We start from the raw sequence: 11729 nt of genomic DNA on the forward strand, positions 1-11729 counted from the left end.
CTTCGCCTCTCAGTAGCCGCCGAGCCACGGGCCCAGCATGGGCAGCGGCAGGCCGAGCCCCTTGATGAACACGGCCCAGGAGAACGCCACCATGATGAAGGAAGAGAGCAACGCCGTCGTCAGCTTGAAGCGCCGGCTCGCCAGGGTCGAGAGGAACACCGCGAGCCCCATGGAGGGGCCGAGCCCCAGCGGGCGGATGCCGAGGCCGAACACAACCACCGCGAGCGTCACCAGCCCAAGCGGCACCCATGGCCAGCGCCGAAAACCGATCTTCTGCGTCTCGTTTTCATCCTCAACCGGGTGGAGAGTGAGTCCAGTGAGAAGGACGATCAGGCCAAGGAGACCAAGCAGACCCGCCAGGATCATCGGGAAATAGCCCGGCCCCATGCGGATGGCACGCCCCATGGGCAGCCCCATCGCCTGCCAGGCGAAGAAGGCCGCCAGGAACACGATCAGGAGGCCGCTGGCGACCTCCTTCGAATTTTTGACAAAGCGCGTCATGGCACCTTTTCCGCCGGCCGGGACGTGAAGCGCCGGCCCGCGCGCTGGGCGGCGGACCGGCGGGAGGAGGGATCAGGCGCGTCAGTCGGCGAACACGCCGGCCTGCTCGATCACCGGCTTCCACTTGGCGACTTCCGCCTCAAGAAACTTCTGGTGCACCTCCGGCGTGGCGCGTTCCAGCGCCACCGGCTCGGTGCCGAGATCGGCGAAGCGGGAAATGACCTTGGGGTCCTGCAGCGCGGCGACGAGGGCGGCGTTCAGCTTGTCGATCTCGGCCTTGGGCGTGCCCTTGGGCGCGTACATGCCGTGCCACACCGCCACTTCGAAGCCGGGCAGGCCGGCGGAATCGAGGGTCGGGAGATTGGGCAGCGACTTCACCGGGGTCTTGGTGGTGACGCCATAGGCCTTCACCTTGCCGGCCTTGATCTGGCCGGTCGTGTTGGTGGTCTGGTCGCACAAGAGGTCGATCTGCCCGCCGACAAGGTCGTTCATCGCCGGGCCGGTGCCCTGATAGGGAACGGTGGTCATCTGCGTGCCCAGTGCCGACATGAGCAGCATGCCGCACAGATGCGAGGCCGAGCCGACGCCGGCATTGCCATAGATCACCGCGTCCTTGTTCGCCTTCACATAGGCGATCAGCTCGGCGGCATCCTTGGGCTCCAGCGCCGATTTGCCGATCACGGTCATCGGCACGTCGGTGACGAGGCCGACCTCCTCGAAATCGGTCAGCACATTATAGGGCAGCTTGCGGTACAGCGTGGCGGCGGTCGCCTGGCCGATATGGTGCAGAAGAACCGTGTAGCCGTCGGGGGTGGCCTTCGCCACCTGCCCGGCGCCGCGCGTGCCGCCGGCGCCGCCGACATTCTCCACCACCACCTGCTGGCCGAGGGTGCGCGACATGGATTCGGCGATCAGCCGCGCCACCGTGTCGGTCGGGCCGCCGGCCGAGAACGGGACGACCATGGTCACCGGACGGTTCGGGAAATCCTGCGCCTGCACTGCGGACAGCGGCAGGACGGCGAGCGTCAGCGCGGCCAGAGCGGCGGCGGCCCCCTTGAAAGTCCTCATATGTCCCTCCCGAGACTTATTGATCCGTTTTGATGTCACAGCGCTCATGTCGCGAGCGCCTTTTATGGGGCGCTAAGGCCACCACCCGCGCAACCCAGCGTCAAGTGACTCTTTGGACTAGAAAATGCCGCGCGGTGGCGAAATACGGCCGTCGACAGCGGCACGCGCGTCGCCGCTCTAGGAAGCCGCGCCGCGACGTTCCATATTCGACGCATGATTCAGCAGCCGCCGCCCCTCGTCGTCGAAATCGCCTGGCAGGAGCCGTGGCAGGCCGCGCGCCGGCTCGGCCGTCGCGAGGGCGCGGGCGTGGCGGGGCTGACCTTTCTTGACAGCGCGATGCGCCACCCCGTGCTCGGGCGCTGGTCTTATCTCATGGCCGAGCCGTTCGGACGCTTCCGGGTGGAAGCGGGCGTGCCGCGCTGGAACGGCGAGCGTGAGCCCGGGGGCCCGCTGGAGGCGCTGCGGGCGCGGCTGAAAGCCTATGCGCAGCCGCGCCTGCCGGGCGAGGCCGCCTTCCAGGCCGGCGCGGCGGGCTATGTCGCCTATGAGGCCGGCCGCCTGTTCGACCGCTTCCCCACCGCGCAGCCCGAGCCCGGCGAAGGGCCGGAGGTCGATCTCGGCTTCTATGATCTCGTCATCGCCTTCGACGTGGTGGCCGAGCGCGCCTTTCTCATCTCCACCGGCTGGCCGGAGAGCGACTCCGCCCGCCGCGCCCGTCGCGCCCGCGAGCGGCTCAGCGAGGCCAGCGCGCGGCTGGCGGTGCCCGAAGCGCCGCTCGGCCCCCCGGTGCTGGCAAAGGACTGGCGCTCGAACTTCGACGCGGAAAGCTACCGCCGCGCGGTGAGCCGGGTAATCGACTACATCCGCGCCGGCGACATCTTCCAGGCCAATTTCACCCAGCGCTTCGCGGCAGAGGTGGGCGATGTCGACCCGCTCGCCCTCTACGACCAGCTGCGCCGCGCCAACCCGGCGACCTTCGCGGCGCTGATCGTCAACGAGGACCGGATCATCGCCTCTTCCTCGCCCGAGCGCTTCGTCAAGCTCGACGGCGCCGAGGTGGAGACCCGCCCGATCAAGGGCACGGTGCCGCGCTCGGTGGAGCCGACGCTCGACGCCTTTCGCGGCCGGGCACTGACCACCAGCGAAAAGGACCGCGCCGAGAATGTGATGATCGTTGATCTCTTGCGCAACGATCTCTCGCGCGTGTGCCGGCCCGGCTCGGTGAAGGTGCCGCGCCTGTGCGGGCTGGAGACCTATGCCAATGTGCATCACCTCGTCTCGGTGGTGACGGGCACGCTTGCCGAGGGAAGCGACGGGCTGGACCTGATCGCGGCGTCCTTCCCCGGCGGCTCGATCACCGGGGCGCCAAAGATCCGCGCCATGGAGATCATCCGCGAATTGGAGGGCCGCCCGCGCGGGATCTATTGCGGCTCCATCGGCACTATCGGCTTCGACGGCACGATGGATTTCAACATCGCCATCCGCACCGTGACGGTGGAGGGTGGGGTCGCCAGCTTCGGCGTCGGCGGCGGCATCACCACCCTCTCCGACCCCGCCGGCGAACATGCCGAGAGCCTGACCAAGGCGGAACGGCTGTTTCGTGCCTTCACCCCGGAGGCGCTGGCGTGATCCTGCTGATCGACAATTACGACAGCTTCGTCTTCAACGTCGCGCGCTACCTCACCGAGCTGGGCGAGGAAGTGGAGGTCGCGCGCAACGACGCGCTCGACCTTGCCGCCATCGAGCGGCTGGCACCCGAGGCGCTGGTGATCTCGCCCGGCCCGTGCTCGCCCAATGAGGCCGGCATTTCGCTGGAGGCGGTGCGGGCGCTGTCGGGAAGGCTGCCCATTCTCGGCATCTGCCTCGGCCACCAGTGCATCGGCCAGGCCTTTGGCGGGCGGGTGGTGCGGGCGAAGGAGCCGATGCACGGGCGCGCCTCGCAGCTGCGCCATGCCGGCTCGGACGTGTTCGCCGGCCTGCCCTCGCCCTTCCCGGCCGGGCGCTACCACTCGCTGGCGGTGGAGCTGGACGAGGGTTCGGAGCTGATCCCCACCGCCTGGAGCGAGGATGGCGAGATCATGGGCCTCGCCCATCGCCACCACCCCACTTACGGCGTGCAGTTCCACCCGGAATCGGTGCTGACCCCACAGGGCTACGAGCTGATGGGAAATTTCCTCAAGCTGGCGCGGGCGCAGGAGAGCGCGGCGTGAGCGCGACAATCAGCGCCGAGGATCGCGGCTTCACCCTCGGCGACGGCGTGTTCGACACCGCGCTGGCGCTGGGCGGCGTCGTCTTCGCCCGCGACCGCCATGTGGCGCGGCTGGTGGCGGCGGCGCAGCGGATCGGCATTGCCATCGAGGCGGCCGCGATTGAGGCGGCGATGGCGGCCGCGATCACGGCCGCGCCGATGATCCTACGCACCACGGTGACGCGGGGAACGGCGGCGCGGGGCCTGTGGCCGGCCAGCGTCGGCGCGCCGACGCTCATCGTGGCGACAGCGCCATGGAGCCCTTCCCTGCTCGGCCAGCCGGCGCGGCTCATCACCGCGAGCGGCCGGCGCAACGAGTTCTCGCCCACCGCGAACCTGAAGACGCTGGGCTATCTCGACCACATTCTGGCGGCGCGCGAGGCGGCGCTTGCGGGGGTCGACGATGCGCTGATCCTCAACACGCAGGGGCGGATCGCCTGCACCACCATCGCCAATCTGTTCGCGCTGATCGCCGGGCGGCTGATCACCCCCTCGCTGGCGGAAGGCTGCCTGCCGGGCATCATGCGGGCGCTGGTGATGGAGGCGGCGCCACGGCTGGGCCTTGCCGTTGAGGAACGCCCGCTGGCGCCGGCGGCGCTCGCCGGGGCGGATGCGGTGTTCCTGACCAACTCCGTGCGCTTCCTGCGGCCGGTGCGCTCGCTGGATGGGGTGTTACTTGGGGATGGTGGCGATATCGTCCGCAATTTGCAGGACATCGTACTGAACGGCGCGGAAAGTGCGAGATAATTCCGCCCGTTTACTTGTCTCATCCGGGAAACCGAGGCGGCGGATCGCGGACATAATGGAATCACATTTTCGCCGCGAGGCGGTGCGCCATGATTTCGGCCGCATCGACAGGTCAAGGCGGCTGACCAATATTTGAAACCATTGCACCGCGACGGCGTTAAGGAGCACTGCAAAGCCGCCGGAGGTGCCCATGCTTCGCCTGAAACGCCCCATGCTCGTCGCCGGAATTGGCGCGAGCCTTCTCGCCGGGGTCGCCACCCTCCCCGCCCTCGCGCAGAACGCCCCGATCCAGCTGGCGCAGGCCGGCCCGCAGGGCGGCGGCGCGACGATGGATGTCGATCTGTTCTACGATCAGCTGGGCGCCTTCGGCACCTGGGTGGAGCATCCGGACTACCGCTATGTGTTCATCCCCTCCGATGTCGGCCCGGGCTGGCGGCCCTATCAGGAAGGGCGCTGGGTGTGGACGGATGCCTATGGCTGGTACTGGGAATCCTTCGAGCCGTTCGGCTGGGCGACCTATCATTACGGCCGCTGGGGCTATGATCCCGCCTATGGCTGGTTCTGGGTGCCGGGCGACACCTGGGCGCCGGCCTGGGTGACGTGGCGGCGCGGCGGCGGCAAGACCGGCTGGGCGCCCATCGCCCCCGATCGTCCCGGCTACGCGATCGGCCGACCGGACCACTATGCCCCGCCGGTGGCGGAGAGCTGGGTGTTTGTCGAGGATCGCTACATCGCCGAGGAGAACCTCGCGGTGCATGTGGCGCCGATCCCCGAGATCAACGTGTTTCTCGGCGCCGCTCCCGACATCTACGAGCCGAGCTGGAATGACGGCTATTACGTCAATCGCGGCTTCGGCACCAATGTCTATGACGCGCCGATCCGCGAGCGGCTCGCCAGCCGCGAGGTCTATTATGTCGAACGGCGCGACGACGTGTTCTATGACCCGGGCAGCAACGCGCTGGGCATCTTCGCCCCGCGCCTCGACTTCGGCGACCGGCGCGGCCCGCCGCCGCGCTTCGTGCGCGAGATCGAGCCGGACCGCCGTCCGCTGATCCGCCAATATGTGCGCGAGGACCGCGACGTGCCGGGCTTGCTCGCCCCCTCGGTGGCGCTGCTGAACCTGTTGCAGCCCGATCGCCGGCGCGAATTGCGTGACCAGCGTTTTGATAATCCCGACCGTTACCGCCGCGAGGTGCGCGACCTCCAGCGCGACCGGGCGGAGGGGCTGCGCGACGAGCGCCGGCAGGCCGAGGCGCGCGCCGACACCTTGCAGCGCGCGCAGCGCGAGGCGCTGGAGAAGCGGCGCCAGACCTTTGAGAGGATGCAGGCGGAGCAGCGCCAGCGCGCCGAGCGGGCGCAGAAGGCGCGCCCCACCGGCTTCGCGCCGGGCGGCGCTCCCGGTCGCCCGGGCGGGCCGGACGCCCGTCCCGGTGCGGGCCGCCCCGGCACGCCGGGAGGCCCCGCTGCGCCCGGAACAACGCCGCCCCGTCCGGGCGGCCCGAATAACGGCCCCGACGCCATGCCCGGCCAGCCGGGAGGCCCCGCGGCGCCCGGAACAACGCCGCCCCGTCCGGGCGGCCCGAACAACCGCCCAGACGCCACCCCCGGCCAGCCGGGAGGCCCCGGTGCACCTGGGACCACACCGCCGCGTCCGGGCGGCCCGAACAACCGCCCCGACGCCACCCCCGGCCAGCCGGGAGGCCCCGCTGCGCCCGGAACAACGCCGCTCCGTCCGGGCGGCCCGAACAACCGCCCAGACGCCACCCCCGGCCAGCCGGGAGGCCCCGGTGCACCTGGGACCACACCCCCGCGTCCCGGCGGGCCGAATAACGGCCCAGACGCCACCCCCGGCCAGCCGGGAGGCCCCGCTGCGCCCGGTACCGCGCCCAACCCAGCCGCCACACCCGGCGCGGTGCAAACCACGCCCGGCGCCCCCCGCCCCGTGCCCGGTCAGCCGCCGGCTGCGGCGAGACCGGCTCCTAACCCGGTGCCGCAGAACAATGCCGACCGGGCGAAGCGGAACCAGGAAGTGCGCGAGCGCCAGCAGAAGCAGAACGCCCAGCAGGAACAGCAGCGTGCGCGCCAGCAGCAGAACCAGCAGGAGCGTCAGCAGAAGCAAAACGCCCAGCAGGAACAGCAGCGTGCGCGCCAGCAGCAGAACCAGCAGGAGCGTCAGCAGAAGCAAAACGCCCAGCAGGAGCAGCAGCGCGCCCGCCAGCAGCAGCGTCAGGAGCAGGCACCGCCGCGCCAGCAGAAGCCGCCGCAGGCCCCGGCGCAGGCCAGACCGCCGCAGGCCAACCCGGCGCAGGCCCGGCCTCCGCAGCAGGCCCGGCCCGAGCAGGCCCGACCGCCTCAGGCCCGTCCGCTGCCGAACCAGCAGGCGCGCCCGCCCCAGGGCCAGCCGCGCCCTCCGGGCGGTCCCGGTGGCGCCAAGCCGGGCCAGCCCCCGGTCCCGCCCGGCGCGGAGTGACTCCACGACACGAGCCCCGGCCATTGGCCGGGGCTTTCTTCTTTGCCGGCCGCCGAGCCGCGAGGTATGCGAAGCGGCCCGTCACATCAATGCAGGGTCGGGAGATTGTAGCTGGCCCACTCCTCGCGCGGGATCGCCGCGCCGACATGGAAGGCGAAACCCACGACCTTTCGCAACGATGGGTCCAGCTCGCAGCGATACGACACCTCGTACCATTGGCGTTGGCTGCGAAACGCACCGCCCCTGGCGGTGAAAACGGCGCCTTCCATCTTCGTGTCGTCCGAGGCGTAGTCGACCAGCCGGTCGGGCTGGAAATCCGCACGCCAGGCGTGGATCTGCTCCATCGCCTCAAGATCGCAGAGCTGGGCAAGGCGATCCTCGTCGCCGAGGCGCTCAAGCTCGCGGCGCAGGCCCCGGCTGCGGGGATTGCCGAGCGCCTGTTCGGAAAGCATCCGCGCGGGGCGCACCATATCCGGCGGCTCGGCCGGCTTAGCGGCAGGAGCGCGCGACGGTGCCGGCGCATAAGCCGGGCCGGAGGGCCGCGATGCCTCCGCCGAAGGTGACGTTACAGGCGGAAAGGGTGCCGCGCGCAGGGCGGAGAAGGCGTCGGAGCTGATGATCTCGGTCTCCAGCGCCGGCGGGTCGGCCGGCTCGGGAAAGCTTCGGGCACCCGCCAGAACAGCCGCCGCGAGCAAGGCGAGATGCAGCGCCGCCGACACGGCCAGTTGCGCCGCCTCCGCCCCGCCTCGTCCGCGAGCCGGCCGGCACTCCCCCGCGCCCAGCGATCCGCTCTCGCCGTGCGGCACGGACGGGACGAGCGTCATGCAGGATCTGCCGGCATGGGAAGCCTCCGGTGGTCCCACAGCCATCCTTGATGCTCCCGGCAGCATTATGGCCGGCATGGCGCATGCCGCCGCGACAGGCACGTGCTGCTGAATCAAAAAGAGCCCCGGCCATTTCGCCGGGGCTCTCTTCGTTAACGGCCGTGCCGTGGCGCCGGAAAGAACTATTCCGCCGCCGGCTGGGCCTGCGCGTTCAGGCTGCCGCGCTTGGTCGCCAGCTTGTTGAGCGCGATGATATAGGCCTGCGCCGAGGCGACCAGCGTGTCGGGGTCGGAACCGCGCCCGGTCACTGCCTTGTCGCCATCCTCCAGCCGCACCGACACTTCGGCCTGCGCGTCCGTGCCCTCGGTGACGGCGTGCACCTGATAGAGCGCCAGCTTGGCGGCGTGCGGGACGATGGCCTGGATGCAGTTGAACACCGCGTCCACCGGGCCGTTGCCCTCGCATTCCTCGGTGACGACGACGCCGTCCACCTTCATCTTCATGGTGGCGCGCTGCGGGCCGTGGCTGCCGGCGATGACGCTGAGCGAGACCAGCTTCATCCGGTCATCGGCGGCGGCGATCTCGTGATCGACCAGCGCCTCGATGTCCTCGTCATAGACCACCTTCTTGCGGTCGGCGAGTTCCTTGAACCGGCTGAACGCATCGTTCAGCGCGTTCTCGCCCAGCTCGTAGCCCAGCGCCTTCAGCTTGTCGCGGAAGGCGGCGCGGCCGGAATGCTTGCCCATGACCAGCGAGGTCTTGGACACGCCGACGCTGTCGGGGGTCATGATCTCGTAGGTGGTGTTGTTCTTCAGCATGCCGTCCTGGTGGATGCCGCTCTCATGGGCGAAGGCGTTCCGGCCGACGATCGCCTTGTTGTACTGCACCGGGAAGGAGGTGACGGCCGACACCAGCTTGGAGGCGCGGGTCAGCATGGTCGCCTCGATGCCGGTGGCGAAGGGCAGCACGTCGCCGCGGGTGCGGATGGCCATGACCACCTCTTCCAGCGCCGCATTGCCGGCGCGCTCGCCGAGCCCGTTAATGGTGCATTCGATCTGCCGCGCGCCGCCGGCCAGCGCCGCCAGCGAATTGGCGACGGCGAGGCCCAGATCGTCATGGCAATGGGCGGAGAAGATGATCTGCTCGCCATGGGGCACCCGGTCGAGAATATGGGCGCGCACCTGCCGGAACATCGCCTCATATTCGGACGGGGTGGCATAGCCCACCGTGTCGGGCAGGTTGATGGTGGTGGCGCCGGCCTTGACCGCCGTCTCCACGCAGCGGGAGAGATAGTCGATCGGCGTGCGGGTGGCGTCCATCGCCGACCACTCGATGTCGTCGACGAGGTTGCGCGCCTGCGCCACCGTGCCGGCGATGATGTCGATCACCTGGTCCTGCGTCTTGCGCATCTGGTGTTCCAGATGGATCGGCGAGGTCGAGACGAAGGTGTGGATGCGCGGGCGGCGCGCGGCCTTCACCGCCTCGCCGGCGCGGGCGATATCGGCGGGAATGGCGCGGGCGAGGCCGGCGATCACCGCCCTCTTCGTGCGGCGGGCGATCTCGGCGACGGACTCGAAATCGCCATTGGAGGCGATGGGGAAGCCGGCCTCGATCACGTCGACGCCCATCGTGTCGAGGAGGTCGGCGACCTGCAGCTTCTCTTCCAGCGTCATCGAGGCGCCGGGGCACTGCTCGCCGTCGCGCAGCGTGGTGTCGAAGATGACGACGCGGTCATGGGGGGTGGACATGGGGGCTTCCTTCTCGGCTCCGGCACCGGGTACAGCGGGGCTCATTGTCCCCTGCGGCATCGTCCGGCGCACATCTGACGGTTCGGCTGGTGGCGGCGTCATCCCCTGAGCGCCCAGGCGCGAAGCCCGGCCGGCCCTCAGGGGCGGCTAAGAAGAAGAAGCCCGAACGCAAGCAGAGCCTTCCCCGGAAACCGCAGCGCGGTCGGGGTCGCGGAAGAACGGCGGGCGGACGATAGCGTCACGGCTCGGCTCTCGCGAGGTTGCTCTGGCGCAAGGTCATAGCCGAGCGCGGGAGAAACGGCAAGGGCGGGGGTGTAGGGGGAAACCGGCAAGGAAAGTCATGGGTGCCCGGGCCAAGCCCGGGCATGACGGCCGCCGGAAGAATGTGACGTCATGGCCGGGCGAGGCCGGGCCTGCACGATGTCGGGCGGGGGGGCGCCTCCCGAACGGCGTGGCGAACCGGGGCAGCCCGGCCATGACGCTCCACCCCGTCACGCCCGGACGGGCCGGACCTGACGGGGAAGCGGTAAACTCAATGCCCACCCTCCACCTTGTGCGAGGGCCGGCGCAGCAGCGGGGCGGCGAAGAACAGCGCGACGAACAGCACGGTGAGGACGAGGAACACGTCCGAGAACGCCATCACCTGTGCCTGCATCCGCACCTGCGCCGACATCAGCTTCAGCGCCCCGGTACCGGCATCCGAGCCCATGGCGGCGAGTGCCTTCGTCATCGCCTCCAGCCGCTCGACGGCGGCGGCATTGGCCCATTGCACATTCTCGTGCAGCCGGGCGAGGTGCAGATCCCAGCGGTCGTTCAGCACGGTGTTGATGAGGGCGAGCCCCACCGCGCCGCCGAGATTGCGCATCAGGTTGAACAGGCCGGAGGCGTTCTTCAGCTGGTCCGGCGGCAGGGTGCCGAGCGAGATGTTGTTGATCGGGATCATCGCCATCATGATGCCGACGCCGCGCAGGATCTGCGGCACCAGCAGTTCCCAGAAATCCCAGTCCGCCGTCAGCCCGGTGACCTGCCAGGTGCCGAGGGCGAAGGCGGCGAAGCCGAAGGCGATCATCGCGCGTGGATCGACCTTGCCCATCAGCCGGCCGGCGATGGGCGCGCACAGGAACATGGCGAGGCCGGAGACAAACATGGTCTCGCCGATCATCAGCGCCGAATAGCCCCGCACCCGGGCGAGATAGAGCGGGTAGAGATAGGTCAGCCCGTAGAGCCCGATGCCGACCACGAAGCTGAAGGCCGAGCCGACGGCGAAATTGCGGTTGGCGAAGGCGCGCAGGTCCACCACCGGCTCGCGCGCCAGGAAGACGCGGGCGAAGAACGCCACCGCCGACACGGCGCAGAGGACGGTGAAGATCACGATCCAATGGTCTTCGAACCAGTCATTGGTCGGCCCCTCCTCCAGCACGAATTCGAGGCTGCCGAGGAAGCCGGCCATGAACAAAAGGCCCCACCAGTCGAAGCGGTCGAGCAAAGCGAGGTCCGGCTCGTCGAAATCCACCAGCGTCACCGTGGTGATGACGACAAAGATGCCGGGGATGATGTTGACCAGAAACAGCCAGTGCCAGGAGAACAGGTCGGTGAGATAGCCACCAATGGTCGGGCCGATGGTGGGCGCCAGCGTCGCCACCAGGCCGATCAGCGGGGCGACGACGCCCTGCTTCTCGCGCGGGAACACCGAATAGGCGGCGGCGAACACGGTCGGGATCATGCCGCCGCCGAGAAAGCCCTGCAGCGCCCGATAGACGATCATCTCGTTGATCGAGGTGGCGGTGGCGCACATGAAACTCATGATGGTGAAGCCCACCGCCGAGGCGGCGAACAGCCAGCGCGTCGACAGCGCCCGCGACAGGAAGCCCGACAGCGGGATCATCACCACCTCGGCAATGAGGTAGCTGGTCTGCACCCAGGAAATCTCGTCGGAGGAGGCGGCAAGGCCGGCCTGGATTTCCGAGAGCGAGGCCGAGACGATCTGGATGTCCAGGATCGCCATGAACATGCCGAACACCATGCACAGGAAGGCGAACATGCGCCTTCCCTCGGAGGAGGCGGCGCGCGGCTTCGCCCCCGGCCCGGCGCCGGCCATGGCTGTCGTGTCGGACATGGCAGCC

9 protein-coding genes are annotated in these 11729 nt (G+C 69.4%); 4 read left to right on the forward strand and 5 right to left on the reverse strand.

Annotated elements, in window-relative coordinates:
* Positions 1–9 precede the first annotated feature (9 nt).
* Together J2S76_RS18595 and J2S76_RS18600 are read right to left on the reverse strand one after the other, a co-directional pair.
* Positions 10–501: a tripartite tricarboxylate transporter TctB family protein gene (locus J2S76_RS18595; RefSeq protein ID WP_307062860.1), complete on the reverse strand. Its 492-nt coding sequence runs from the start codon at positions 499–501 to the stop codon at positions 10–12.
* An 81-nt stretch (positions 502–582) separates the two neighbouring features.
* Positions 583–1569 (reverse strand): tripartite tricarboxylate transporter substrate binding protein BugD, encoded by a 987-nt coding sequence (locus tag J2S76_RS18600; protein WP_307062861.1) that lies wholly within the window; start codon positions 1567–1569, stop codon positions 583–585.
* 213 nt (positions 1570–1782) lie between these two features.
* On the opposite strand from J2S76_RS18600, the gene pabB reads away from it, so the two are divergent.
* The 4 genes from pabB (at position 1783) to J2S76_RS18620 (ending at position 7034) form a co-directional block, all read left to right on the forward strand.
* Positions 1783–3198 carry an aminodeoxychorismate synthase component I gene (pabB, locus tag J2S76_RS18605; RefSeq protein WP_307062863.1) on the forward strand — a complete coding sequence of 472 codons (1416 nt, stop codon included), beginning with the start codon at positions 1783–1785 and terminating at the stop codon, positions 3196–3198.
* Positions 3195–3779, forward strand: coding sequence for an anthranilate synthase component II (locus J2S76_RS18610; protein WP_307062865.1), 585 nt, complete (start codon positions 3195–3197; stop codon positions 3777–3779). The genes pabB and J2S76_RS18610 overlap by 4 nt, the downstream gene beginning before the upstream one ends.
* Positions 3776–4564: an aminotransferase class IV gene (locus J2S76_RS18615; protein ID WP_307062866.1), complete on the forward strand. Its 789-nt coding sequence runs from the start codon at positions 3776–3778 to the stop codon at positions 4562–4564. Before J2S76_RS18610 ends, J2S76_RS18615 begins: the two co-directional genes overlap by 4 nt.
* A gap of 190 nt (positions 4565–4754) precedes the next feature.
* Complete coding sequence (locus tag J2S76_RS18620; RefSeq protein WP_307062868.1) at positions 4755–7034, forward strand: DUF6600 domain-containing protein; 2280 nt, start codon at positions 4755–4757, stop codon at positions 7032–7034.
* An 86-nt stretch (positions 7035–7120) separates the two neighbouring features.
* Here the strand turns inward: J2S76_RS18620 and J2S76_RS18625 are convergent, their stop codons facing one another.
* The 3 genes from J2S76_RS18625 to J2S76_RS18635 all read right to left on the reverse strand — a co-directional run bounded on the left by J2S76_RS18625 (position 7121) and on the right by J2S76_RS18635 (position 11722).
* The gene (locus J2S76_RS18625; protein WP_307062871.1) at positions 7121–7858 is read right to left on the reverse strand and encodes a DUF930 domain-containing protein; all 738 of its coding nucleotides are present in this window, start codon (positions 7856–7858) and stop codon (positions 7121–7123) included.
* Positions 7859–8040: 182 nt separating this feature from the next.
* The gene (locus J2S76_RS18630) at positions 8041–9606 is read right to left on the reverse strand and encodes a 2-isopropylmalate synthase (RefSeq protein ID WP_307062873.1); all 1566 of its coding nucleotides are present in this window, start codon (positions 9604–9606) and stop codon (positions 8041–8043) included.
* A gap of 532 nt (positions 9607–10138) precedes the next feature.
* A complete protein-coding gene (locus J2S76_RS18635) occupies positions 10139–11722 on the reverse strand; it encodes a DHA2 family efflux MFS transporter permease subunit (RefSeq protein ID WP_370874793.1) in 1584 nt (527 codons plus the stop codon).
* Positions 11723–11729: the final 7 nt, after the last annotated feature.

It is taken from the genome of Ancylobacter vacuolatus (genome assembly GCF_030813595.1).
Lineage (GTDB): Bacteria > Pseudomonadota > Alphaproteobacteria > Rhizobiales > Xanthobacteraceae > Ancylobacter > Ancylobacter vacuolatus.

Excerpts from the sequence above, each read along its gene's own strand:
- J2S76_RS18595 (WP_307062860.1), bottom strand. The coding sequence starts at position 501 with ATGACGCGCTTTGTCAAAAATTCGAAGGAGGTCGCCAGCGGCCTCCTG.
- J2S76_RS18600 (WP_307062861.1), bottom strand. The coding sequence starts at position 1,569 with ATGAGGACTTTCAAGGGGGCCGCCGCCGCTCTGGCCGCGCTGACGCTC.
- pabB (WP_307062863.1), top strand. The coding sequence starts at position 1,783 with ATGATTCAGCAGCCGCCGCCCCTCGTCGTCGAAATCGCCTGGCAGGAG.
- J2S76_RS18620 (WP_307062868.1), top strand. The coding sequence starts at position 4,755 with ATGCTTCGCCTGAAACGCCCCATGCTCGTCGCCGGAATTGGCGCGAGC.
- J2S76_RS18625 (WP_307062871.1), bottom strand. The coding sequence starts at position 7,858 with ATGACGCTCGTCCCGTCCGTGCCGCACGGCGAGAGCGGATCGCTGGGC.
- J2S76_RS18630 (WP_307062873.1), bottom strand. The coding sequence starts at position 9,606 with ATGTCCACCCCCCATGACCGCGTCGTCATCTTCGACACCACGCTGCGC.
- J2S76_RS18635 (WP_370874793.1), bottom strand. The coding sequence starts at position 11,722 with ATGTCCGACACGACAGCCATGGCCGGCGCCGGGCCGGGGGCGAAGCCG.